This window comes from Methanococcoides sp. NM1 (assembly GCF_900774285.1).
GTDB lineage: Archaea > Halobacteriota > Methanosarcinia > Methanosarcinales > Methanosarcinaceae > Methanococcoides > Methanococcoides vulcani.
The window spans coordinates 200212-223619 of record NZ_CAAGTW010000002.1 but is presented as its reverse complement, the minus strand read 5'-3'; the positions used below and the strand labels follow the sequence as shown (position 1 = coordinate 223619).

The following is a 23408-nucleotide window of genomic DNA, read 5'->3' as shown; positions in this document are numbered from 1 at the left end:
AATTCAGCTTGTTAGGATTTAAGCATATCGAGGGCTAATGCCATCTTATTTTAGAGATATTAAAATAAAATGGAATTAGTAGGTGTTTACGGGAAACACCTATATTTCAATTATAGAAGATGAAAAGACCTGCAAGATAGGCAAAGTATGTGATCAGGATCACACCGCCTTCCCACCTGTCAAGCCGTTTTCTTGTTATTCCAAAGATGACCAGCATCAACATGATGAGGATCATAACCGGGAAGTCGTAGCTAATGGATTGATCGAGAATAGGAAGGTCGCGGATCTGTGAAGAGAATCCCAGTATCATGGCAATGTCCATTGTATTGGCACCAAGGATGTTGCCTATGGAGAGGTCCTGATGTCCTTTTAATGTTGCAGATACAGCAGTTATAAGCTCCGGCAGCGATGTTCCAAGGGCTACAAGTGTCAGGCCGATGATCATTTCAGGTATTCCCAGCCAGTATGCGATCTCAGTTCCGGTGTCTACAAGTACGCGACTGCCGATAACCACACAGGCTGAGCCGAGTATGAAATAAAAGATTTCAGATTTCATTTCTTTCAGGGATAGCTTTTCCCGCTTCTTTTCAGATCCATTGAATATTGCAGACTGGAGGCGGTAGTTGTAGTAAAGGAAACCTACGAAAATAGCAAGCAGTATCAGACCATCACTTGATGTCAGATTACCATCCAGTGTTAAAGCTATAAGAGTGAGTCCTGAAAAGAGCATGATGGCACCTTTATGGAGGAATGCTCCATCTTCCATGGGTATTGCCTTGATGGTTATGACCAATCCCAGTGCCAAGCCGATGTTACAGATAGCTGAGCCCACTGCATTTCCTATGGTGAGGTCCGTGTGGCCAATGTATGCAGCTATTGCAGAAACGGTGAACTCAGGTGCAGTTGTGGCAAAGCTTACAATTGTGGCGCCTATAATGATCTTTGGGAGGCCACTTTTTGTTGAAATCGATACTGCGGATTCGATGAACCAATCCGCTCCTTTGGTAATCAGAATAAGCCCTAACAGGAAAAGCAATAAAGTCGACATCACCATGGTCTACCCTATAGCTTTCCATTACATTTAAACTGAATGTCTCAGTCCTCGCTGGTAATAACAAGTACAGGTCCTACATCTGCTGCAATTATCCAGCGTGTGAGACTGCCAAGCGGATCTCTCCTCAGAGACTCGGATCCCATGACCGTAAGGTCCACAGCTTTTTCTTCAGCGATCCTGATAAGGTCGCCACCGATATCCTCGCTGCTGAGAATGATCTTTTCAGCTGTGATTCCTATTTTTTTAGCTTCGCTTATTGCATATTCCATATTAGCTTCGATGTTCTCTTTGACAACTGCCAGCATCTTCTCGGAGAGCTCTTTTGGAAAGATGGATTCAAGTTCCTTCTTTTTTTCCACATAGACGATCATGAGATTGCCGCCTTCTTTTTCTGCAACATGAAGTGCATGGTCGACAACCCTCTTTGACATTTGTCTTTCATCTATTGGAACAAGGATGTTCCTGTATGCTATATCCCCCATAATGACAACTCCATTAGTTTATTTGTGTTCCATCTATTTACCGGATTCCCTTTTATTCCAGTCCGAGTACTGTAACAGCAGCAACGATCAGCACCCCAAGCCCAACCATTCTCACAGCATGTTTTATGATACTTTGCTTTGCTATCTTCCCTGAGTAGATCCCCAGTATGGCGAGAACAGAGATGCTTAATACGACAGCTATCTCAAGAGCCATCTCATCAAAGAAATAGAATGGTGAGATCGGGACAAGGGATCCCAAAAAGCTCGAACCTCCATGAGCTATGGAATCATTCCATATCTTCTTCTTTGTCCGGACCTCCAGATCAGTTGATTCCAGACTCCTTAGCAAGGGTTTTTCGAGTTCAGCCAGGTTCCCGTATTCGACGGCACTCTCTGCAAGATACGATCCAATACCATTGGTCATGGCAAGAGCGACCGCACCTCCAAGGGCTGCATTTATGATAATTGATGGATCGTCAACAACCTGTGATGTTCCAATTACCACACCAAGCACAGCCAGAAGACCGTCTATACTACCAAGAATAATGTATCTTCCCTGTTCTTTATTAAGCTTCATATCCAATATCTCTGCAGTATCTTCGAACTTTCGTAGGTGATCAGAAGAGAACGGCCTGAGTACCCATTAAACCGTAGACTTGATTATCCTGCCAGAACAGCTGCCCGCTTTTCAGCCATATGCTTATGGAAGGCAGATTCTATAATATATTCTAATTCCTCATTCATAAAAGGCTTTTGAAGATAACCAACAGGATTTGCAATCGATGCTCTTATTCTTGTAGCTCTGGATGAATCTCCGGTAAGAAAGATAATTGGAACAATGTGTGACTTGAGTATTTCTGTTGCAGCATCAATGCCATCCATCTTCCCCTTCAGGTAAATGTCTATGATAATAAGATCTGGCTTTTCCTCTTCAACCATTCTTATAGCATCTTCCCCGGATGTGGCATGTCCTGCAAATTTGTATCCCATATCCAGAAGCTTGAGCTTGATCATCATGGCAACGATCATCTCGTCTTCCACTATGAGGATGTTCTTTTCTTTCATAGCTCCCACTCCCTAGAAAACAATATCACTTTTAAAAATATGAAAAATGCCGGAGAAATTTCCGGCATTATTATGATGTACCCCCATACATCAGATTTCAATTTATTTTGCATGCCAAGCGCAGGATTTACCTTCACCAACCTTCTTTGACATGATCTCTACTTGCTTGACAGATTGCCAAAGGCCATGGACATTGCAGCTTGCTAATGCTTTAAGCTTCATGATCACAGCTTTTGTACCACAGTCTCCACAAACGTTCACACCACGAATGTGGCAGATCTCATATGCACGTATTCCAACAATTTCTTCTGTAGGTTCTACAGTAAATGTTGCTTCTGCTTTCTCATCGGAAGGTGAAAGCTCCACTCTTCCTACCTTCGTATCTCCCAGGTACAGTTCTATCCACTCGATATAGTGGTCATCCTGCATTACATGTGGGACTTCTCCGAGTCTCACAGTAACTTCAAATAAGCCCTCTGCTGTCATCACATCTTCAGATTCGATGACAGGTACGTGCTTCATCTCGGTTTCTGTGATATTCTCCGGATCTTTCAGGTGGTTAATTACTTGTTCGGTCATAGAATCTCACCCCTTAATTCAATATATTATATGGTCTTTGAAAATATATAGTTGCCAGCAATTTGCTGACAACCATTTCACATGTTCAGAACTTATAGTTCTTCACCGAGTGATACAGGATCACACCGAAGAACACAATTATTACAGCCAACAGGCCGAAATATGCCACTGGATCCCATACGAACTGCATGCCACCTGTTCCTTCCCAGCCCACAAGGACTGTTCCCTGAATTATTACAGGAGTTACAACGCAGACACCTGCTAATATGAAGATGAACAGGATATCCAATATCTGCCCAAACATGCCTCTTTTCTTTACTTCTTCAGCCATGTCTTTTCCTCCTCAGTCATAATACTCAAAGTCGAACATGTGTTCCTTGATGGAGTTGTAGACCCTTACACATCCGATAGTCTCTATACCGATCAACAATAGGTAGAATACTATGTAGATCGGCCAGATCGTACCGAGTGCTGGAACTTCACCCCAAAGGATTGACAGGATATTGTAGACAATGTATGTCTCCGAGAAGTACAGCAGTCCCAATACCAGCAGGATTACTCCTCCATCCTGCTTTAATTTATTATGATACAATGCTTCATCTACCATTTTATCTCCTCCTGTTCATCTCCTGTGTGCAGGTTCAGGCCATCCAAGGTCTTCTCCCCAGTCGTGCTTTGATTCTACGCTTCTGTATCTCCACGAGAAGTAGAAGTATGCAACCACATAGAATATCAGTCCGAAGACAAGGTTGTAGCTGTAACCCCAGTTCAGTGTTGACATGATCACGATCGCAAGGAAGATGGTAAAGTATGCAAGATAAGGCTGCAGTGGTCCGACAAACGGACGTACTTTCTGTGTGTGTTCCGGGAACATCTTCCTGAAGCGTATCAGGGAGAATGGGATCATCACATAACATACCAATCCTGACGTGATCGAGAATGTAATGACCTGGTCAAGGAAACCACTGAATGCAAATGCGATCGCAATTGGCATTGTAAAGATAACGGCTCTGTATGGAGTGCTGTATTTTGGGTGTACTGCTGAGAACCATGGTGTAAGGAAGTGATCTCTTGAAAGGGCGAACCATGATCTTGATGAGTCACAGACAGTACCATTCGCACTTGCCAGACAGGTAAAGAGTGTACCTATTGCAAGGAAAGCAACCAGGAGCTTAACTCCGCTTTGTGTTGCTGCTTCGTATAGTGGGTATGCAGAAACACCAAGTTCAGCTGTTGGGATGAATCCTGCACAGACATAGAGTGTCATACCTGCTGCAAGCAAAAGTGTGATCATACCAGCCTGCTGGCCAAGAGGAACTGCTCTTGTTGGGTGCTTACATTCCTCGGCACACATTGCTGCTCCTTCAATACCCAGGTAGAACCAGGGACCAAACTGGAGTGCCGCAAAGATACCAATAAAACCATTTGGCATAGCACCGGAAATAAGATACTCAGGATGCCATGTTCCACCAAACCCGCTGATGGTCATAAAGAAGAATGCAATAATAGCGATCAACGCAGTGAATGTTAGGGCAAAATTAAGATTTAATGCCGCTACAACTCCGCGATAATTCATAAATGTAAGTGCTGCGATAACGAGCAATGTGACCGGAAACGTTTGTATTTCCGGGAATATCGATTGCGCTATCCATGCTACGACAATAGCATCGGCAGCTTCCAGAGCAATATATTCCATATAAACAGCAAGACCTACAATAGCAGCCGCACCCGGCCCTACGAACAATCTTGCCCAATCATAAGGTCCCCCTGCAAGTTTTGTGGATGAACCCAGTTCACTAGCGCATAATGCAACCATAATATACATGGTACCTGCAACCAGAAGTGCAAAGAGTGAACCGAGTATACCACCTTTTGCAACTGTGAAGTTCCAACCCATGTATTCACCGACCAACACGATACCGACACCAAGTGCCCATACATGGTATGGACGTAGCGTCTTTACCAGTTCGATCGGTTCATTCGAATTTTCAGACATTGATCCTCCTCCATCTTATTATTTATTCATTGGATACCTTACTAGCGTTTAGCAACATCCAACCTATCAAGGCAAAGGCTATGAGGTAAATAACCCCGTTTATTAAAGTCCACAGATCCATATCGTATGCCCCCTTTAGCATTGTTTTATGTTGATTTGACAATGAATTATCTCATTAAATAGTGACAAATGACGAATAAAAAAATGCCAGCGATCTCTCCGCCGGCAAAATCATCGGTGTACTATTTTAGTCTTAGAATGTAAGACCGAAGTCTTCGAGTTTCTTCCTTGCACCCTCGTATACCTTGACGTACTCGTCGGTTGGTGTGACGGTTGCAACGTCGTAGCAGTCCTGGAATCTCTTACCCTGAGGTGCTGTTGCGTAGTCGCCCTCGTATGATGCGACAAGTTTGTGGAGTACAGCGTTTACGGAATCAATGTCCATACCTGCTGTTGCACGTGCGACTTCTCCCATCATCCTTGCTTCCATACCGGTTGTCTTGTCAGTGATGACACCCTTTGCAGCTGCGACACCAGAGAGGATCTCACGGCCTGATGATGTGTCGGTTACGGACTGTGCTGCTGCTTCGAGGAGGCACATCTCTGTGCATGGACCTGCACATGGATAGTACTGGTTACCGGACATAAGGTCTGTGAACTCACTGATGGTTGCACATGCCCATCCAGCGATGGTCAATGTTTCCCTGGTGTTGGTGGATCCCCATCTGATGTGGACAGGACCATCAAGGTGCCAGCTTGCACTGCTCATTACCATGGAGTTAAGGTGAGTTGCAATGTCGACGATGGTTGTTTCCTCAATGCCACCAGCGTATCCGCCGAAGATAGGCATCTGTTCGTCCATGATGATGTCGCTGTTACCCTTGTAGTGTGCGATAACTGCAATTGCATCGAGATCGATCTTAAGCTCGTTGAGCTGTGATACTTCGTGGCTGTCACTTGTTAACTGGCCACCGACACAGTCGGAAGCGATGTTACCCTGAGCGGACAGGGAGGTCTCAGGTCCCTAAACAGCCATACCTGGCCTGCCAGCCATTGCTGCTGCGTTCTTGATGAGCCTTGTCTCTGTCTTTGCTGCGAGAATTTCGTATGGGCTGCCTGGTATAGGTGGCTTACCGCGTACTGAGGTCATGACACCGTTAACGATCGTGTCGACTTCCTTCTCAAGTGCATAGCTCATGTGGAGTGGAACGAATACATCTTCGGAGATTGGGGAACCGGTTGGACCACCCTGTACGATTGGCTTTCTCTTGTCACCAACGGACCTCTTCTTCATCTGTACTGCATCTCTGCCGGTACCGAGCTGGAATTCCCTGTGTGGATTGTTGATAGCATCCCAGATCTCGTCTTCTGTGTATTTGACGATCCTCTTTGTGTCGGTACAGTAGATACCACAGTCTAAGAGCATCTCGAAACCTGCTTTGAAGAGTCTCTCCATCTGGTCCTTGTCGGTTGGAACGAACTCGTTGCTAAAGTCAAGATTGTATTTCTGCTTGAGTTCCATTGCCTTCATTGGAATGGTCATCAGATCCCAGTCATCCTGGGTAGCTTTCTCACCCTTCTGTGCACGGTCATAGAAATCAAAGCAAGTTACTGATTTTGTGAATGTCATTTTAATGTCCCCTAATTTATGCGCTCATAAGCTCAAGTGCTACTCTTGCTGCCTCTGCTGCGTTTTCGGCTGTGCCGTCTGCACCGCACTCAGTGATCCATTCATCTGTGACTGGTGCGCCACCGAACATGATCTTTACAGAATCTCTGAGGTTCTCTTCTTCAAGTAACCTTACTACATCTTTCTGGCCGAGCATTGATGTTGTCATCAGTGCGGAACCGACAAGGAGCATTTTCTTACCCTTGTTCTTTGCAATTGCTTCTACTACATCCTCATTTGGAATATCTGTTCCAAGGTCCATGATCTCAAAGCCGTTTGCACCGAGCATTGTTGTAACGAGACGGTGGCCGATATCGTGAATATCTCCTTCCTGTACGAATGTTACAGCGGTTCCGACACCTTCGTCTTCGCCTTTCTCTTCTGCGAGGATAGGCTCAAGGATCTCCATTGCAGATTTCATTGCCTTTGCAGACATCATGATCTGTGGAAGATAGATTGTTGCTGCTTCGAAGTTGTCACCGACGATCTTCATTCCTGGTGCAAGTGCTTCGTTTATAATGTCGAAGGCACTAATTCCTGCATCAAGTGCTTCCTGTGTTATTGCAGGGCAGCCGTTGATATCCTGGTTCACTATTGCATTTTTAAGTTTGTCAAAAAGTTCCTGATTTCCCATTTTCTTCACCTTTTGTATTATTCACTTTAGATCCAGTCAATGCCAAATCATTGCAGGCATTACTATATAGAACACTGGCCTGAAAGTTATATAACCTAGCCGATAGCGTTTTTTGAATCTGCATTAAAATATCACTTAGCCATCTGAACAGACAGTATGAATATAATATGGCGAAACCCGGGTTATTTGACACTATCTTTCAAATGTATGTTTTAAGCCGAATTGACATTGTGATCAAAAAGGACAAAGGCATTAAAATCGACAAAACTACTATATCTAAAATAAAATGAAATTAGTAGGAGGTATCGGGAAATATTGTTTTGATTCCAACTTTGCCAGTCAAAATTAATAACGTTCTTAGTCATGTTCATTCGACTAAACATGGTAGTGACATCAACAAGCTATTGAAAGCTCTCTTTGAGCCAGAAGCTCACAGACATTTTTAGCACAAAAAAGCACACAAATGATCAAAACTGTCAAATTTGCTTTTGATCAACAAAATCAAGGTCTAGGGATAACATGCTGAACAAACATTCAAATGTTTGCAATTACGCCCTTGCAAAGGAAGATACAGCATCTTTTTCTGCGATCTATTCCTGCAGATACTCGGTTTGTGAAAGGTAGCATCTTGAAAAAATGATATTAAAGGTATGGAAAAGGTGTTATTCTTCTCCAGCAGAGCTCTCTTTTTGTTTTTCCTTCAGGTGTTTGTGTATCGCGATTTCAATATTGCTACTTAGGTCCCTTTCTGTAAATGGCTTGAGTATGTATCCATAGGGTTCTGTTTGTTTTGCCCTCTCCAAGGTACCCTCGTCGGAATGTGCTGTAAGGTACACTACTGGTATTGAGAAGCGTTTTCGTATCACTTCGGCTGCTTCTATTCCATCCATGTCCCCTTTTAGCATTATGTCCATAAGCACAAGATCAGGAAATGTTCCTTCCACCTTGGTAATTGCATCCTTCCCTGTAGCAGCGACACCTGAAACACTATAACCAAGGGTTATGAGCCTCTTTTTGATCGCCATCGCTACGATTGCTTCATCCTCCACTACGAGTATCCTGGTATCTTTCATATTACACCTTATTGTTCTCACGGAAAGTTATCTTGAATTTGGTTCCATTGGTCTTATCCAGCTCGATTTCACCGTCGATCTGGGATGTCAGGTTAGTTACAAGCTGAAGTCCAAGTGAGTCTGTATTTTTGAAGTCTAGAGTTTCGGGGAATGGTTTCCCTGTATTACTAATTAGAAGTGTGAAGACATCGTTGTTCTTGTGGAACTCGATCTTGATCTCTCCTTTTTTATCATTTTCAAAAGCGTGTTGTAGTGCATTTGATGTCAGTTCATTGATAATGATCCCAAGAGGGACAGCTGTATCCATTCCCAGGAAAACATCCTCGACGTTCAATATCAGTTTAACGTCTTCCTGATCTACATTATAGGAATGGAAAAGGTGATCGGTCAGGTTCTCAATGTAATCAGCAAAATCAAGACTAATAAGGTCCTTTGACTGGTAGAGTTTTTCATGAATCAGTGCAATGGAGCGTACACGGTTCTCACTGTCCCTGAAGGCGTCTATGACCTCCTGGTATTTGAAGTTCAGGGATGCCAGATAGAGCATTCCTGAAACGACCTGCAGGTTGTTCTTAATGCGGTGATGGATCTCCTTTGTCCGTACTTCTTCCATTGCTTTGAGGCTCTCTTCGGCTTCAATGCGTTCGGTAATATCAAGAATAGTGCCCTGGAAATATGTGATCTTTCCTTCTTCATCTCGCTGGATGTGTGTGTCTTCATGTACCCAGCGTATCTCTCCATTCTTTGTAACGATCCTGTAATCTTTATGGAAATTATCCTTTCCTTCATCTGCACAAGCTTGCAGTTCATCCCATACCATTTTCCGGTCTTCCGGATGTATTATATTACCATATAGTACTTTACCGGATGTGAATTCCTCTATTGAATAACCATGTTGTACAATGTTATCAGAAACAAATTCGACAGGATAATCCTCTTCATATTTCCACCAGAATACGACGATACTGCTACTGTTAACGGCTGCTTCCATTTTCCTTATGAGTTCATAGGAATGCTGTAGTTCTTTAGAATAGCTGGTAAGGGAATCAAGGATATCGTTCAAACCTTTTGGTATTAATTTGAGGTCCATCTCAACATCAGTATTCGCCCTTACATCCAAATCTCCTCTGATAGCTGCTCCGGATATCTTCTTGAAGTCTATTACGATCTCGTTTATCCTATTTGTGAATGAAGACGCTATGAAAAAGGCCATTAATCCCATGAAGAAGATGGAGAATATGTAAATGGAGATCAGATCGGATCTTATGGAGTTAACACCTGCGAACATCTCTTCGGGTGGTACAACAAGTATAATGGCATAATTTCCGGTTCCGATTGGTTCATAGAACATGACGACCTCTTTTGAGGTTACCGGATCGATGGTGTTAATATGGCCACCAACTCCATTCCTTATATCATCAGCAGCAATAGCTATTTGTGGGATGTCAAAATCATAGATGGAGGTCGTTCCGATCCATTCCTTGTTCACAGGATGTGATAGGAGCATTCCGCCGTTGCTAACCATGAAAAGATAACCGGTATCAAAGGCTTTAACGCTGCTTACGGCCTCATCGACATAGTTTAACGATACATCAACACCGCCGATACCAACAAATTCCCCATTCCTGATAATAGGGGAATCATAGCTCACCATCAGTGCTCCCTGATAAAGGTAAGGTTCTGTGACCACGTTTTGTTTGAGTTTCTTTGGACCCTGATAATATTCTGATGTCTCATAATCTACAAGAGGTTCTACACTGATCGGACCGTTTATCAGATTCCAGTATGGCACAAACCTTCCGGTTTCATCATGACCTTCCGTTCCTATGAATTCAGCATCTCTTCCATCGAAGGCATTCGGTTCGAAACCAACATATGCCCCAATGAGGTGTGGGTTCTCTACCAGTAATTGTTTTAACATCTCATTTGTTTCATTACGGTCAGCGGACTCATATTTCACCATAAGTGCTGCCAGTGAATTTGCTATTGCCATGTTAGCCTTCATATCGGCATTGTACTCATGAGCGAAGCTTTTGGCATTCTGAATAGAGTCATGGTATGCAAGCTGTTCTTCTTGTTCTGTGACTGTGGAAATTATAATAATTGATGAAGCTGATAATATGAAGGAAATGCCTACTACTATATAAAGGACCAATTTAAATTTCAATGACAGATCTTTCCATTCCATGCTTGAACCACACACGTTTTGTAATGGGTTTTATTCGTTGACAGGTCGTGAAAGTTCACGATAGTAAGAGAAGAGCTCTTTGCACCAATCAACTGCACTATCCTCAAATGTGATGATATCCTGGTGGTCGTATCTTCCCTGGCTGTTAAAGAAGCTGATATAGGCACATTTTTCAGTGACATTAAAAGTAGGCGCTTTGACCTCGTCCTTGCAGATAAGAAAAGTCGTATTTTCCGATTCCAACATGGTCTTCATTTCCTCTTTATAGTTATTTTGTATTCTTTCAAATACAGAATCTGTAACTATCAGATCAAGAACGACTCCTCTGTTCGTTATATCTTTGTAGAATCGGGGGAAATCAGGATGGAAAAATGATAGCATTGCGCTCATTTCTTGTGAGTCACTAGTATTGCTTATTAGTTTTTCCGGAATTTCATACATATGGTCCAGATCAGGCACGACAAGTTCGATCTCTCCCAGGTCTCCTATGTTGTTAAGAAGTTCTTCCGGAATGGTGTTCAGTTCACGATCATCCCAGTAAAGATCTGATTTATCAAAAACCTTCAACATACTGGATAACGGTTTCATGTTCTCGACTATAAGCCGTCCTATGGTTGTTAGCTTATAGGTTCCATTATCGTCCTTATGGACAACCCCTGATTCCCGGAGCTTTTTTATCTGTGGAAGTATGGAAGAAGAACTAACGTCGAGCATTGAGTTGATCTTTTTTATATCTGCAGGCCCATTAAGAAGCAAGAGGAGTAAATTTTCTCTTTTCTCTGAAAGGAAGAGAGTTTCGATAAGGTCTAATACCATTATATCTCCCCACCCTTTTCAACATCTGTTATTTCCACAGATCGAGCACAATAATAATCGAACAATTCGGTACACCATTTCAAAGCACTTTCATCAAAGCTCATTATATCATTGTGGTCATAGCTTCCATTCTGATTTAAAAAACTGATGTACATGAACCATTCAGATACATCAATTGCTGGCGGTCTTCCTTCGCCCTGATACAATAAGACCTGTGTGTTCTTTGCAGATAAAAGGAAATCCAGTTCTTTCATATTGTTAGTCTTCATTCTTTTAAATGCTGATTCTGAAAGTATCAGTGTAAGACGATTTGCCCTTTTTGCAAGTTCAGAATAGAACTTTGGGTATTCAGGTCTGTAAAAAGAGATAATCGACATGATATCCTTTGACTTCAGGAGATTTTCTGTAAATTCTTTAGGGATCTCAAAGGTATAGTGAAGATCAGGTTCAAGCAGCAGATAGTTCCCGAGTTCATGAAGTCGTTTGAAAAGATGGGGAGGCAGGATGTTGATATCATGTTGCTCCCAGTAGTTCTTGTTCTCAGCAATCATGCTTAATGTGTTGATCAGGGGTAGCATGTTCTTAACGACAAGCTCTCCGATGTTCGATAATTTGTAGTGCTCATCCTCTTCAATGACCAGATGCTTATCTTTGAGCTTCTTTATTTGTGGCATCATTCCTCGTGATGTCACGTTAAGCGACATCTTGATCTGTTCGATGTCCCGAGGACCTTCCATTAGCAACAATAGCAGGTTCGTTCTTTTTTCAGAAAGCCAAACATGATCTGTCAGTGACGATGTCATTGTACCCCTAAATTATGATGTATTGTACTATTAATAGCTTTGTAGTTGTCTATTTTCAACTGTATGGTTATTATTCGTTGTATAAGGTTGTTTCTATTCTGGCATTATTCAATTTACAGGCCTTCGATGCATTGAGTTTGGTAAATAATTGAAAAATAGGATTAACAGAAGTTCATAATTTAAATTTTTCAATATTTGTCAAATATTTTAATTCATAACGGAATATGATTGTTTTTGCAGATTTATTTATATTTGAAGTTGCAGACATACTATATAATGAATGATTGAACTATTCGGCGTGGAGTGAGCAAATGAAAATGTTGCTATGGTTTGCTGTGGTTTCAATTTTATTGGGTACGGGAACCGCATCAGCAACTGATTATTATATATCACCAATTGGGAATGACAATAATAATGGCACTACAGTAGCAACTGCATGGCAAACACTGGCATATTCTGCCGGGCAGCTTTCTGCAGGCGAGACTCTTTATTTCATTGATGTTGGTCAGAATTGGAAAGGAGAGCATTTCAATGCTGTGAATAGTGGTACTGCTGAAAATCCGATCAAAATACGGGCTTATAATGGTACTCCCACCCTTGATGGAGGTGACATTAATGACAATGGTGATGATCACATCGGTATCGATTGTGACAAGGTCAAGTATTGGGATATTCAGGGACTTAAGATAATTAATTACAATTATGGCATCAGGTTCAGATTTGCCGAAGGCTGCAGTGCTTCAAACAATGAATTTGGATTTATGAATCACAGTTCTATCCAGATCAGATCATCTACCAACTGCACGTTTGAATACAACGATGTCCATGATTGCAGGTGGAATCAAATATCGTTGATTGGAGACTATAAATATGGTGTATGTGACAATATCCATATTAAAAATAACAATCTCTATACGACTGCTCCTATTTTCCATGGATGCTTGGACTTGACCGGATATTTGACCAACATTTACATTGACAATAATACATTTACGGATTCACCTGATTTCCCTGGTATTTATCAACACCAGACCATTAATACAATGGATGGGCTATACATCAGAAATAATTCCTTCTCGAACGTTCTTCGTGGTATTCATTTGGATGATCCGGCTGAAAACATTGTGATTGCAGACAATCGATACTGGGATGCACCATATGTTGAGGAATCAGGTTTCCTAAAAAGTACCAATGATCCTATTGAAAATGTGACCCTGATTGGTAATTATGCATGGGGTGATGTGTCAAGTGGTGCAGGTTATCATGTATATCATCGGTTCCAGAATAGTATAATCACAGGAAACACTGTGACAGGATTCGAGTCGGATGACGTGGAATATTATTTTTGGAATGCGTATGGATGTGTGCTTCAGAATAGCATGGTTGAAGGAAAAAACAATTACAAAGTTAAAACCGTTGGTAGCACTGTTCCTGTTGAATATACTGATGGAACAGTTTTCATGATTGATTCTGTACTGGCCAGACACGGTGTATCAGGAAGTTTCGGGAGGGTGGCATCAGATACGACTTCTACTGTAACGGTGTATCCTATGTTCAGGGTTGTGATCAAATGAAAAGGACGCTCTTGTTCTGGTTGTTGCTTTCCTGTTTTCCTTTGGTTGTATCCGCAGATGGAATTGATAGTTATGGAACTGATTTTACCAGTACAACAATGAGCATCACTGCAAATGATGCCGGGTGGGGTCAGACATTTACTGTAAACAGAGATTACAGTCTAAACTCCGTTGATTTTTATCTAAGTTGGTCAGGATCCAGCGATTTTGAAGTACAGGCTTTGCTGTTCAGTGCTGTGGGAAAGGCTGGTAGTTCCGGAATACCGAATACTGTAAATCTTGAAAATGCTCTAGCTTCATCTAATGTTGTTTATGCAAGCACTTATTCTGGTTCTCCTCAGCTAATTACGTTTAAATTCAATAATTATAAGTTGATGGAAGGAAATGACTATTCAATTGCAGTCGTTATGAAAAACAGGGTAGCAGGAACTAATCATATGGTAGCAGTTGATGATCGATCTCCCACCCATTCTGGCAATGCATTTTATCGTAATAATGGTGGATCAACTGTGTGGTCGGCATCATCTGAAAGGGATGTTATCTTTTATCTGTATGGTACTGAATCTGGTGAGGCAACTGTTAAGATCGAGGTATTATACGAAGATCCAGAGAACGAAATGTGTAATATTCGCTGGCAGGTATTGGATAAAAGAGGTACGGCAAATAATATAACATTCACCTGGTCAGATACATCAAGCAATCAAAAATATCACTTTGGATATGATGATGGCACAGAGATAGCAAACCATACGGCATCTTTCACAGGCGAACAGATTAATTTTGTTGTTGATTGGCCTGATCTTATTGATGGTGGAGTTTACAAGATATGGGAGACCGAATCAACGGAAACTGATGTTGTCTGGTCTGATCTTGTTGATTCTGAAATTAGCAAAATTTTGGATTCCGAAGAGCATGAATTAGAGAATGACACAGTTGTGGAATCGAATTATACCCATCCGGCAGGGATAGTAGGACTAATTGCAGGCGGGATCTTTGTCGTTATTGTTTTGATAAATCATTACAGAAAGCGCTCTTAATGGGAATAGAAAAGATTAACGCAAGACGATCCGTAAGTATTTGCCGATAATTAATTACTAACTTAATTGATTCACTTCAATTTTTCTTAAGAAAGTAAAAAATAGTTAAAAAAGAAGAAGTTACATCACGAATTATACAACTTCTTTGTGCTCGATTTAGTATTTGTAGTTCTTCACGGAGTGATATAGTATCACTGTGAAGAATGTCAGGATAACTGCCAGAAGACCGAAATATGCTACAGGGTCCCAGACAAATTGCATGCTTCCGGTCCCGTCCCAGCCTACAAGCACTGTACCTTGAATAATAACAGGCACAACTACACATATTGCTGCAACCACGAAGATAAAGAGGATATCAACGATCTGCATTACCATGCTTCTTTCTTCAGTTTTTGCCATATTTCCAACCTCCTCAGTCGTAATAGTTGAAATCGAACATATGCTGTTTGATCGACTTATATACTCTTAAGCATCCAATGGTCTCGATTCCAAGCAACATGATCAGGAACACGAGGTAGACCGGGAATAACATGCGTACTTCCGGTATTGCATCCCATGTTGTTGAGATTATTCTGTAAAAGATAAAGGTCTCTGAGAAATACAGAAGTCCCAGTACCAGAACGATCACTCCTGCGTCTTTTCTGAGATCATTGTGATATTTTGCTTTGTTTACCATATTATTCTCCTCCTCCTCTTACTTTCGATGAGCGGGTTCCGGCCATCCAAGGTCTTCTCCCCAGTCGTGGCTGATCTCAATGCTCTTGTATCTCCATGTGAAGTAGAAGTATGCGATCACATAGAATATCAGTCCGAAGATGAGGTTGTAGCTGTATCCCCAATTCAGGGTAGACAAGATCACAATAGCCATTATTATCGTCAGGTATGCAAGAGCGGGCTGCAGTGGTCCGACAAACGGACGGACCTTGTTGGTATGTTCGGGGAACATCCTTCTAAAGCGGATCAGGGAAAATGGGATCATAACATAACAGACAAGACCTGATACGATCGAAAAGGTGATAACCTGATCTAAGAATCCGCTGAATGCAAATGCAATAGCTATGGGCATTGTGAAAATGACTGCCCTGTAGGGGGTGCTGTATCTAGGATGTACAGCAGCAAACCAGTTTGTCAGGAAGTTGTCCCTTGAGAGGGCAAACCATGACCGTGATGAGTCGCAAACACAACCGTTTGCGCTTGCCAGACAGGTAAACAATGTACCTACTGCAAGGGCTGCTACAAGGAAAGGTACTCCTGTTCTTGATGCAGCTTCGAATAATGGATAAACAGAAACACCAAGCTCAGCTGTTGGTATCATACCTGAACAAATATACAATGTCATTCCTGATCCTAACAGGAGTGTTATCATGCCGGCCTGCTGGCCAAGAGGAACTGCTCTTGTTGGGTGCTTACATTCCTCAGCACACATTGCTGCTCCTTCAATACCCAGGTAGAACCATGGGCCGAACTGAAGTGCTGCAAAAATACCGATAAAACCATTTGGTATTGCACCTGAGATCAGATATTCAGGATGCCATGTTCCTGCAAATCCTGTTATATTTGCAAAGAAGAATATGATGATCGCTAATAATGCGGTGAAGGTCAGTGCGAAATTAAGGTTTAAAGCCGCAACGACTCCGCGGTAATTCATAAATGTAAGTGCTGCAATAACGAGCAATGTCACCGGGAATGTCTGTATTTCCGGGAATATTGATTGTGCGATGGATGCTACGACAATAGCGTCGGCTGCTTCCAGAGCAATGAACTCCATGTATACTGCAAGACCTACAAGAGCTGCAGCACCAGGTCCGACAAACAATCTTGCCCAATCATATGGTCCACCTGCAAGTTTGGTGGATGATCCTAATTCACTAGCACATAAAGAAACCATTACGTACATGGTACCGGCAACCAGCATTGCAAAGAGGGCTCCAAGTATACCACCTTTTGCAACTGTGAAGTTCCAACCCATGTATTCACCTACCAGAACGATACCGACACCCAATGCCCATACATGGTATGGACGCAGTGTCTTTATCAGACCAGCAGATTCAGAACTCGTATTTCCAGACATATAATTCTCCATAACAAATCATTTTGAGACTTTACTGGCATCTAACATCATCCAACCGATCAGAGCGAAGCAGGTCAGATAGATGATCCCATTGATAATAGTCCATGTATCCATTTTTCTACACCTTTACTTTTCTAGCAATTAATTTTTGTAATCGACAATGAAATCCCTTTAAGGATAGATTACGTTTAGTTTGCTGAATTTCTGCCACAAATAACATTATTACTTATATATTTTTTGCTATAACGGTAACCGGAATGACGTGTCTTAGGAAATATTATAAATATATTTTGTTTTTTTGCATATAAGTGTTAGTTAATGTATATATAAAAAAATGCCGACTTTAAATAAAATCACATGGCATTAGCTTTGACAAAAATCAAGTATATATATTTTGTGTAACGCCCAGCAAAATTTTTTACAAACGTTGCGAAATGATGCCGCACAACAACACAAGAGTCTGTATGTTATTCTAAAAACATATGCATATTATCAAAATTTCATCAAAACGAGCTTCAATATCCAGACTTTTGGGTAATTCAGGAAACGCATGATTTGGCTCGAAAATATCAAGAACACTAATATGTAGGTTAAATTGGAATGTTCTGCAAGTTCTTTCTACAATATCTTATGACCTTAAGTTTATTCTCGTGTGGTTCCTTGTGTGTTGGCCATGATTTTAATACAGTAGCATAGCTCCTGCTGTTGTATCAGGATATAATTCTAATGCATTAGTATGGTATGGGCTTGTAGTACTACATTTCAGAATTATTATATTATGTCCATGCGCGGTTTAGCAAGATACAAGAAATGATGTTGTTGCTGAAATGAATATTTCTATCATTATAGATTCCCACTATAAGCAGGATCAGAAGTGCTTTCAGAATCAAGTGATATAAATCCTGCACACCATCACATAAGTAATTGAATGCGCAGTAAAAAATGCCGTAGCAGAAAAGAAAAAAGAGTGCCAGCAGATCCTGCCGGCAAAAAGGATCTTGTAAAGATCTTAGTCTTAGAATGTAAGACCGAAGTCTTCGAGTTTCTTCCTTGCACCCTCATATACCTTGACGTACTCGTCGGTTGGTGTGACGGTTGCAATGTCGTAGCAGTCCTGGAATCTCTTACCCTGAGGTGCTGTTGCGTAGTCGCCTTCATATGATGAGACGATATTGTTGATCACAGCGTTTACGGAGTCGATGTCCATACCTGCTGTTGCACGTGCGACTTCTCCCATCATCCTTGCTTCCATACCGGTTGTCTTGTCAGTGATGACACCCTTTGCAGCTGCGACACCTGAGAGGATCTCACGGCCGGATGCTGTGTCAGTTACGGACTGTGCTGCTGCTTCGAGGAGGCACATCTCGGTACATGGACCTGCACATGGATAGTACTGGTTACCGGTCATAAGGTCTGTGAACTCACTGATGGTTGCACATGCCCATCCAGCGATCTGGAGGGTTTCTCTGGTGTTGGTGGATCCCCATCTGATGTGGACAGGACCATCAAGGTGCCAGCTTGCACTGCTCATTACCATGGAGTTAAGGCTAGTTGCAACGTCTACAATGGTTGTTTCCTCAATACCACCAGCGTATCCGCCGAAGATAGGCATCTGTTCGTCCATGATGATGTCGCTGTTACCCTTGTAGTGTGCGATAACTGCAATTGCATCGAGGTCGATCTTAAGCTCGTTGAGCTGTGATACTTCGTGGCTGTCACTTGTTACCTGACCACCGACACAGTCTGAAGCAATGTTTCCCTGTGCGGAAAGTGAGGTCTCAGGTCCCTAAACAGCCATACCAGGTCTGCCAGCCATTGCTGCTGCATTCTTGATAAGTCTTGTTTCGGACTTTGCTGCGAGGATCTCGTATGGGCTGCCTGGTATAGGTGGCTTACCACGTACTGAGGTCATTACACCGTTAACGATAGTGTCGACTTCCTTCTCGAGTGCATAGCTCATGTGAAGTGGAACGAATACATCTTCGGAAATTGGTGATCCGGTTGGACCGCCCTGTACTATAGGCTTTCTCTTGTCGCCTACTGTCCTCTTCTTCATCTGTACTGAATCTCTGCCGGTACCGAGCTGGAATGCTGGCATTGGGTTGTTGATAGCGTCCCAGATCTCGTCCTCTGTATATTTGACGATCCTCTTTGTGTCGGTACAGTAGATACCACAGTCAAGGAGCATCTCGAAACCTGCCTTGAAGAGTCTCTCCATCTGATCCTTGTCGGTTGGAACGGTCTCGGTGCCGAAGTCAAGGTTGTATTTCTGCTTGAGTTCCATTGCCTTCATTGGAATGGTCATCAGATCCCAGTCATCCTGGGTAGCTTTCTCACCCTTCTGTGCACGGTCATAGAAATCAAAGCAAGTTACTGATTTTGTGAATGTCATTTTAATTTCCCCTAATTTATGCGCTCATAAGCTCAAGTGCTACTCTTGCTGCCTCTGCTGCGTTTTCGGCTGTGCCGTCTGCACCGCACTCAGCGATCCATTCATCTGTGACTGGTGCGCCACCGAACATGATCTTGACAGAATCTCTGAGGTTCTCTTCTTCAAGTAACCTTACTACATCTTTCTGGCCGAGCATTGATGTTGTCATCAGTGCGGAACCGACAAGGAGCATTTTCTTACCCTTGTTCTTTGCAATTGCTTCTACTACATCCTCATTTGGAATATCTGTTCCAAGATCCATGATCTCAAAGCCGTTTGCACCGAGCATTGTTGTAACAAGACGGTGGCCGATATCGTGAATATCTCCTTCCTGTACGAATGTTACAGCGGTTCCGACACCTTCGTCTTCGCCCTTCTCCTCAGCGAGGATTGGCTCAAGGATCTCCATTGCAGCTTTCATTGCCTTTGCAGACATCATGATCTGTGGAAGATAGATTGTTGCTGCTTCGAAGTTGTCTCCTACGATCTTCATTCCAGGTGCAAGTGCTTCGTTGATAATGTCGAAGGCAGATATTCCTGCGTCGAGAGCTTCCTGCGTTATTGCTGGACATCCGTTAATGTCCTGGTTTACTATTGCATCTTTAAGTTTGTCAAAAAGTTCCTGATTTCCCATTTTCATCACCTTTTTAATAGCAGTTTTACAGCCCGATCGGAAAGTCTTGTTTTCCCGAAAGGTCGTTTGTCCTGTTCAACTGCAAATAATCCTTGCGAATACTCGTATTTAAGCTTTTCTAAATTGAAACCAATGTATTTATACTTATAAATCCATATCAACAGACATGGTAAAAACAGAAATGATTCCCATTCAAAAAAAATTGACTCATCAGGAACTCAACAAAAGGATACGATATATTGAGACGTTGATCAAAGTACTGGATCGTTTATACTTTATCCGATATAGATATATGGGAGACTCCGTGGAGGAGGCTGCAACCAAGGTAGGAGTTACTAAGAAGGTTGCATATGTGTGGCAAAAACGATGGAATAAGGACGGTTATGCAGGATTATTACCTCGGCATGGCGGTGGCAGACCTTCTAAACTAAGCGAAGACCAGAGGAATGATCTGAAGTTATATATGAGGGTGCAAAAGAACTGGACAACTGCCCGGGTTGCCGGCCTGATCAAAGAGAAATTTGGAGTGGAGTATTCATTAAAACAAGTTAGGATTATTCTTAAGTCCCTTGATTAAAAGATTACTTTATTTTGTTCTTTTCCCCATATTTTCTTTTTTTCTGTACTTATGTAGGTATATAAACAAGTTACAACAATAGCTTTATATAATATGCACCTAAATCGGAAATAACTGTTCTTTTTGAATATTATTTTCACCGTTTAAGGTCATTTTTGTTACAAATTTGCGTGGTTTCATTAAGTATAATTCTTGCCGGAAGGATTCTTCCGCTTCGTTCAGTGCCGTGTCAGGGCACATGAGAGTACTTTGAGTTAAACTTATGTGTATGACGCCTATTTGATACATCCATCTGAAGATCGATATTACTTATTATTACAACTTAAAGAGCGAAAATAATGAAAATGGATGCAAGATGTACGTATTGCCTTCTTTCCAGAGTGCACTATGAAGCACAGCTTTCAACCAATGACACTGAGCTGATACACAAGACCATGCTGGCAGGGATCGATGTGCTCAAAGAGACCTATAAGCCCGGGGTGCCTGCAGGGGTGGTATCAACAGCCATCCACAGGAAAGCTTATGAGGTTCTCAATGACGAAGACCCCTATTTTGAGCTCAGGCAATTGAGCAACCGGATCGCTGAAAAAGTGTATCCGTACGCCCATTCCCTGGTACATGATGGTGATCCGACAGATGAGGAGATGTTCAGAAGGGCAGTACTCGCATCGGTCATAGGAAACTTCTTTGATTTCGGCATCATGGGCTTTGACGTCGGAGAAGATGTTTTTGATGAGACCTTTGCAGAGATATTCAGAACAGGTCTTGATGTGGATGATACCTCCGAGATGTTCGGAATGCTTGATGATGTTGTGTATGTGGTTGACAATTGCGGCGAGATCATCCTTGATACACTTGTTTTTGATATTATCAGGAAAGTTGGTGGCAAGATCACACTTGTAGTACGCGGTGCCCCTATGCTTACTGATGTTACAATGGAGAATGTTCGGGAGCTGGAGCTGGACAAGAAAGTGGATCGTGTACTGACCACTGGCTCAAATGCTGTAGGCGTCTGCTTTGAGGAAGCACCTGCTGAATTCATCGATGCTCTTGGGAAGGCAAGTCTTATCATAAGTAAAGGTATGGCCAACTATGAGACCATGTCCGAAAGGAATTTTGGACCAATTGCATACCTGCTTCGTACCAAATGCGAAGCTGTAGCAGAAGACATGGGTCTTGAAATGGGATATTCCGTTGCAAAGCTCGTGAGATGAGGTCTGGAAGATTGTGTGAAAGTAGTTATCTATTATTAGAACATATTAATGCGTAATCTAAAGCATATGAATAAGTTCAAAATACTTTCACCGATGGTCTGACGTACCATCACAATAATATCAATAACAGGTGCAAATATGTGCGAACTGAATGCAATAGTTATCAACGGCGATGAAAGGGAATTGGTTATGGAATCAGTCACTAAAATGGTGGTTGATGGAGATTCCATAGAACTTACTGGAATATTCGGGGAAAAGGCGATCATCTTTGGTACAATAAAAGAGGTCGATTTTTCAAAAGGGGAAACGATAATTATTGGAAATTGAATTAACAGGAACATGAGGAGCCACATCGGTGGTTAAGTATGGTCTTTGCTACGGATGATCTTTATCTTCGTGGGTCCACGTGTGCTCCGGGTGTCAAATTATTACTGTTCATACTGATATACTATAGAGAATTGTGTCAAATTCGTAATGGAAGGTACATTAAATGACAAAAGCTAAAGTTGCAATAAATGGATATGGAACTATCGGCAAAAGAGTGGCAGATGCTGTAATGCTTCAGGATGATATGGAGGTCATCGGTATTGCAAAGACACGCCCTAACTTTGAGACTGCAATGGCACAGGAGAAAGGATATGCCATCTATACTCTTGCTGACAGGGTAGAAGCAATGGAAAAGGAAGGCATTGAAGTTACAGGTACAGTTGAGGATATGATAGAAGCAGCTGATCTTGTAGTTGACTGTACTCCTGGTAAAGTGGGTGCTACCAACAAAGAGCTTTACGAAAAAGCAGGTGTTAAGGCTATCTGGCAGGGTGGCGAAGCCCATGAACTTGCAGGATGCTCCTTTAATGCTGAAACTAACTACGAAGAAGCACTTGGCAAGGACTTTGTCAGGGTAGTATCATGTAACACCACAGGCCTTTGTCGTGTCATCTCACCACTTGATAAGGAATTTGGCGTAAAGAAGGCCCGTGTCACACTTATGAGGAGATCTGCTGATCCGGGTGACATTAAGCACGGTCCTATCAATGCGATCATTCCAAACCCCATCAAATTACCATCTCACCACGGTCCCGATGTAAAGACCGTCATACCTAACGTTGACATTGTGACCACAGCTGTCAAGCTTCCTACAACACTGATGCACATGCATACGATCAACCTTGAGCTTGAGAAGGAATGTACTGCAGAGGACGTTGAGAGCATTCTTGCAGAACAGAGTCGTGTCAGGTTCGTAGGTCAGGGAATTACTTCCACAGCTGAGATCATGGAGCTTGCAAAGGATCTTGGCAGACCAAGGGGTGACATGTGGGAGAACTGCATATGGAATGAATCCATCACAATGTATGAAGGAGAACTCTATTTCTTCCAGGCGATCCACCAGGAATCAGATGTCATACCTGAGAATGTGGATGCTATTCGTGCAATGATGGAACTTGAAAGCGATGGACAGAAGTCCATTGTTGAAACGAACAGTAAAATGGGCATCTGATCTGCCCATCATT

Annotated in this window: 23 protein-coding genes and 2 pseudogenes; 6 read left to right on the top strand and 19 right to left on the bottom strand. The window is 42.3% G+C overall.

Annotation, left to right across the window (positions count from 1 at the left end):
* Positions 1-106: 106 nt before the first annotated feature.
* The 14 genes and pseudogenes from E7X56_RS03090 to E7X56_RS03025 all read right to left on the bottom strand — a co-directional run bounded on the left by E7X56_RS03090 (position 107) and on the right by E7X56_RS03025 (position 12359).
* Positions 107-1054 carry a calcium/sodium antiporter gene (locus E7X56_RS03090; protein WP_135604745.1) on the bottom strand — a complete coding sequence of 316 codons (948 nt, stop codon included), beginning with the start codon at positions 1052-1054 and terminating at the stop codon, positions 107-109.
* A gap of 41 nt (positions 1055-1095) precedes the next feature.
* On the bottom strand, positions 1096-1536 hold the full coding sequence (locus E7X56_RS03085; RefSeq protein WP_135604743.1) for a universal stress protein: 441 nt from the start codon (positions 1534-1536) through the stop codon (positions 1096-1098).
* 52 nt (positions 1537-1588) lie between these two features.
* The gene (locus E7X56_RS03080; protein ID WP_135604741.1) at positions 1589-2113 is read right to left on the bottom strand and encodes a VIT1/CCC1 transporter family protein; all 525 of its coding nucleotides are present in this window, start codon (positions 2111-2113) and stop codon (positions 1589-1591) included.
* A gap of 83 nt (positions 2114-2196) precedes the next feature.
* Entirely contained in the window at positions 2197-2601 is a 405-nt protein-coding gene (locus E7X56_RS03075; RefSeq protein WP_135604739.1) for a response regulator, read from the bottom strand.
* A 102-nt stretch (positions 2602-2703) separates the two neighbouring features.
* Positions 2704-3180 (bottom strand): class II SORL domain-containing protein, encoded by a 477-nt coding sequence (locus tag E7X56_RS03070; protein WP_135604737.1) that lies wholly within the window; start codon positions 3178-3180, stop codon positions 2704-2706.
* An 85-nt stretch (positions 3181-3265) separates the two neighbouring features.
* On the bottom strand, positions 3266-3511 hold the full coding sequence (locus E7X56_RS03065) for an AcrB/AcrD/AcrF family protein (protein ID WP_135604735.1): 246 nt from the start codon (positions 3509-3511) through the stop codon (positions 3266-3268).
* 12 nt (positions 3512-3523) lie between these two features.
* A complete protein-coding gene (locus tag E7X56_RS03060; protein ID WP_135604733.1) occupies positions 3524-3787 on the bottom strand; it encodes a monomethylamine transporter in 264 nt (87 codons plus the stop codon).
* Between the two features lie 15 nt (positions 3788-3802).
* Positions 3803-5176, bottom strand: a complete 1374-nt coding sequence (locus E7X56_RS03055) for an APC family permease (protein WP_135604731.1) — start codon at positions 5174-5176, stop codon at positions 3803-3805.
* A 253-nt stretch (positions 5177-5429) separates the two neighbouring features.
* Positions 5430-6806 (bottom strand): annotated as a pseudogene (locus E7X56_RS03050) (monomethylamine:corrinoid methyltransferase).
* A 16-nt stretch (positions 6807-6822) separates the two neighbouring features.
* Entirely contained in the window at positions 6823-7479 is a 657-nt protein-coding gene (locus E7X56_RS03045; RefSeq protein WP_135604729.1) for a corrinoid protein, read from the bottom strand.
* A gap of 662 nt (positions 7480-8141) precedes the next feature.
* Positions 8142-8552 carry a response regulator gene (locus tag E7X56_RS03040; RefSeq protein ID WP_135604727.1) on the bottom strand — a complete coding sequence of 137 codons (411 nt, stop codon included), beginning with the start codon at positions 8550-8552 and terminating at the stop codon, positions 8142-8144.
* 1 nt (position 8553) lies between these two features.
* Positions 8554-10740 (bottom strand): histidine kinase dimerization/phosphoacceptor domain -containing protein, encoded by a 2187-nt coding sequence (locus tag E7X56_RS03035; protein ID WP_135604725.1) that lies wholly within the window; start codon positions 10738-10740, stop codon positions 8554-8556.
* Between the two features lie 30 nt (positions 10741-10770).
* Positions 10771-11556: a winged helix-turn-helix domain-containing protein gene (locus E7X56_RS03030; protein ID WP_135604723.1), complete on the bottom strand. Its 786-nt coding sequence runs from the start codon at positions 11554-11556 to the stop codon at positions 10771-10773.
* A complete protein-coding gene (locus tag E7X56_RS03025; protein WP_135604721.1) occupies positions 11556-12359 on the bottom strand; it encodes a winged helix-turn-helix domain-containing protein in 804 nt (267 codons plus the stop codon). Before E7X56_RS03025 ends, E7X56_RS03030 begins: the two co-directional genes overlap by 1 nt.
* A gap of 311 nt (positions 12360-12670) precedes the next feature.
* On the opposite strand from E7X56_RS03025, the gene E7X56_RS03020 reads away from it, so the two are divergent.
* Together E7X56_RS03020 and E7X56_RS03015 are read left to right on the top strand one after the other, a co-directional pair.
* Positions 12671-13933 (top strand): right-handed parallel beta-helix repeat-containing protein, encoded by a 1263-nt coding sequence (locus tag E7X56_RS03020; RefSeq protein WP_135604719.1) that lies wholly within the window; start codon positions 12671-12673, stop codon positions 13931-13933.
* Between the two features lie 41 nt (positions 13934-13974).
* Positions 13975-14970, top strand: a complete 996-nt coding sequence (locus E7X56_RS03015; protein WP_135604717.1) for a hypothetical protein — start codon at positions 13975-13977, stop codon at positions 14968-14970.
* Between the two features lie 156 nt (positions 14971-15126).
* Here the strand turns inward: E7X56_RS03015 and E7X56_RS03010 are convergent, their stop codons facing one another.
* The 5 genes and pseudogenes from E7X56_RS03010 to E7X56_RS02990 form a co-directional block, all read right to left on the bottom strand.
* Positions 15127-15369 (bottom strand): AcrB/AcrD/AcrF family protein, encoded by a 243-nt coding sequence (locus tag E7X56_RS03010; protein WP_135604715.1) that lies wholly within the window; start codon positions 15367-15369, stop codon positions 15127-15129.
* A gap of 13 nt (positions 15370-15382) precedes the next feature.
* Positions 15383-15646 (bottom strand): monomethylamine transporter, encoded by a 264-nt coding sequence (locus E7X56_RS03005; protein ID WP_135604713.1) that lies wholly within the window; start codon positions 15644-15646, stop codon positions 15383-15385.
* An 18-nt stretch (positions 15647-15664) separates the two neighbouring features.
* Positions 15665-17041 (bottom strand): APC family permease, encoded by a 1377-nt coding sequence (locus E7X56_RS03000; RefSeq protein ID WP_135604711.1) that lies wholly within the window; start codon positions 17039-17041, stop codon positions 15665-15667.
* A 1015-nt stretch (positions 17042-18056) separates the two neighbouring features.
* Positions 18057-19433 (bottom strand): annotated as a pseudogene (locus E7X56_RS02995) (monomethylamine:corrinoid methyltransferase).
* A gap of 16 nt (positions 19434-19449) precedes the next feature.
* On the bottom strand, positions 19450-20106 hold the full coding sequence (locus E7X56_RS02990) for a corrinoid protein (protein ID WP_135604708.1): 657 nt from the start codon (positions 20104-20106) through the stop codon (positions 19450-19452).
* A gap of 166 nt (positions 20107-20272) precedes the next feature.
* Between E7X56_RS02990 and E7X56_RS02985 the strand changes: the two genes are divergently transcribed.
* The 4 genes from E7X56_RS02985 to E7X56_RS02970 all read left to right on the top strand — a co-directional run bounded on the left by E7X56_RS02985 (position 20273) and on the right by E7X56_RS02970 (position 23395).
* Positions 20273-20683, top strand: coding sequence for a helix-turn-helix domain-containing protein (locus tag E7X56_RS02985; protein ID WP_135604706.1), 411 nt, complete (start codon positions 20273-20275; stop codon positions 20681-20683).
* 338 nt (positions 20684-21021) lie between these two features.
* Complete coding sequence (locus E7X56_RS02980; protein ID WP_135604704.1) at positions 21022-21897, top strand: DUF89 domain-containing protein; 876 nt, start codon at positions 21022-21024, stop codon at positions 21895-21897.
* A 138-nt stretch (positions 21898-22035) separates the two neighbouring features.
* Complete coding sequence (locus tag E7X56_RS02975) at positions 22036-22224, top strand: CooT family nickel-binding protein (RefSeq protein WP_091690748.1); 189 nt, start codon at positions 22036-22038, stop codon at positions 22222-22224.
* Between the two features lie 163 nt (positions 22225-22387).
* Complete coding sequence (locus tag E7X56_RS02970) at positions 22388-23395, top strand: type II glyceraldehyde-3-phosphate dehydrogenase (RefSeq protein WP_135604702.1); 1008 nt, start codon at positions 22388-22390, stop codon at positions 23393-23395.
* Positions 23396-23408: the final 13 nt, after the last annotated feature.

Excerpts from the sequence above, each read along its gene's own strand:
- E7X56_RS02970 (WP_135604702.1), top strand. The coding sequence starts at position 22,388 with ATGACAAAAGCTAAAGTTGCAATAAATGGATATGGAACTATCGGCAAA.
- E7X56_RS03055 (WP_135604731.1), bottom strand. The coding sequence starts at position 5,176 with ATGTCTGAAAATTCGAATGAACCGATCGAACTGGTAAAGACGCTACGT.
- E7X56_RS03030 (WP_135604723.1), bottom strand. The coding sequence starts at position 11,556 with ATGGTATTAGACCTTATCGAAACTCTCTTCCTTTCAGAGAAAAGAGAA.
- E7X56_RS03080 (WP_135604741.1), bottom strand. The coding sequence starts at position 2,113 with ATGAAGCTTAATAAAGAACAGGGAAGATACATTATTCTTGGTAGTATA.
- E7X56_RS02985 (WP_135604706.1), top strand. The coding sequence starts at position 20,273 with ATGGTAAAAACAGAAATGATTCCCATTCAAAAAAAATTGACTCATCAG.
- E7X56_RS03020 (WP_135604719.1), top strand. The coding sequence starts at position 12,671 with ATGAAAATGTTGCTATGGTTTGCTGTGGTTTCAATTTTATTGGGTACG.
- E7X56_RS03005 (WP_135604713.1), bottom strand. The coding sequence starts at position 15,646 with ATGGTAAACAAAGCAAAATATCACAATGATCTCAGAAAAGACGCAGGA.
- E7X56_RS03070 (WP_135604737.1), bottom strand. The coding sequence starts at position 3,180 with ATGACCGAACAAGTAATTAACCACCTGAAAGATCCGGAGAATATCACA.
- E7X56_RS03010 (WP_135604715.1), bottom strand. The coding sequence starts at position 15,369 with ATGGCAAAAACTGAAGAAAGAAGCATGGTAATGCAGATCGTTGATATC.
- E7X56_RS03085 (WP_135604743.1), bottom strand. The coding sequence starts at position 1,536 with ATGGGGGATATAGCATACAGGAACATCCTTGTTCCAATAGATGAAAGA.
- E7X56_RS03035 (WP_135604725.1), bottom strand. The coding sequence starts at position 10,740 with ATGGAATGGAAAGATCTGTCATTGAAATTTAAATTGGTCCTTTATATA.
- E7X56_RS03025 (WP_135604721.1), bottom strand. The coding sequence starts at position 12,359 with ATGACATCGTCACTGACAGATCATGTTTGGCTTTCTGAAAAAAGAACG.
- E7X56_RS02980 (WP_135604704.1), top strand. The coding sequence starts at position 21,022 with ATGAAAATGGATGCAAGATGTACGTATTGCCTTCTTTCCAGAGTGCAC.
- E7X56_RS02975 (WP_091690748.1), top strand. The coding sequence starts at position 22,036 with ATGTGCGAACTGAATGCAATAGTTATCAACGGCGATGAAAGGGAATTG.
- E7X56_RS03065 (WP_135604735.1), bottom strand. The coding sequence starts at position 3,511 with ATGGCTGAAGAAGTAAAGAAAAGAGGCATGTTTGGGCAGATATTGGAT.
- E7X56_RS03090 (WP_135604745.1), bottom strand. The coding sequence starts at position 1,054 with ATGGTGATGTCGACTTTATTGCTTTTCCTGTTAGGGCTTATTCTGATT.
- E7X56_RS03040 (WP_135604727.1), bottom strand. The coding sequence starts at position 8,552 with ATGAAAGATACCAGGATACTCGTAGTGGAGGATGAAGCAATCGTAGCG.
- E7X56_RS02990 (WP_135604708.1), bottom strand. The coding sequence starts at position 20,106 with ATGGGAAATCAGGAACTTTTTGACAAACTTAAAGATGCAATAGTAAAC.
- E7X56_RS03000 (WP_135604711.1), bottom strand. The coding sequence starts at position 17,041 with ATGTCTGGAAATACGAGTTCTGAATCTGCTGGTCTGATAAAGACACTG.
- E7X56_RS03075 (WP_135604739.1), bottom strand. The coding sequence starts at position 2,601 with ATGAAAGAAAAGAACATCCTCATAGTGGAAGACGAGATGATCGTTGCC.
- E7X56_RS03060 (WP_135604733.1), bottom strand. The coding sequence starts at position 3,787 with ATGGTAGATGAAGCATTGTATCATAATAAATTAAAGCAGGATGGAGGA.
- E7X56_RS03045 (WP_135604729.1), bottom strand. The coding sequence starts at position 7,479 with ATGGGAAATCAGGAACTTTTTGACAAACTTAAAAATGCAATAGTGAAC.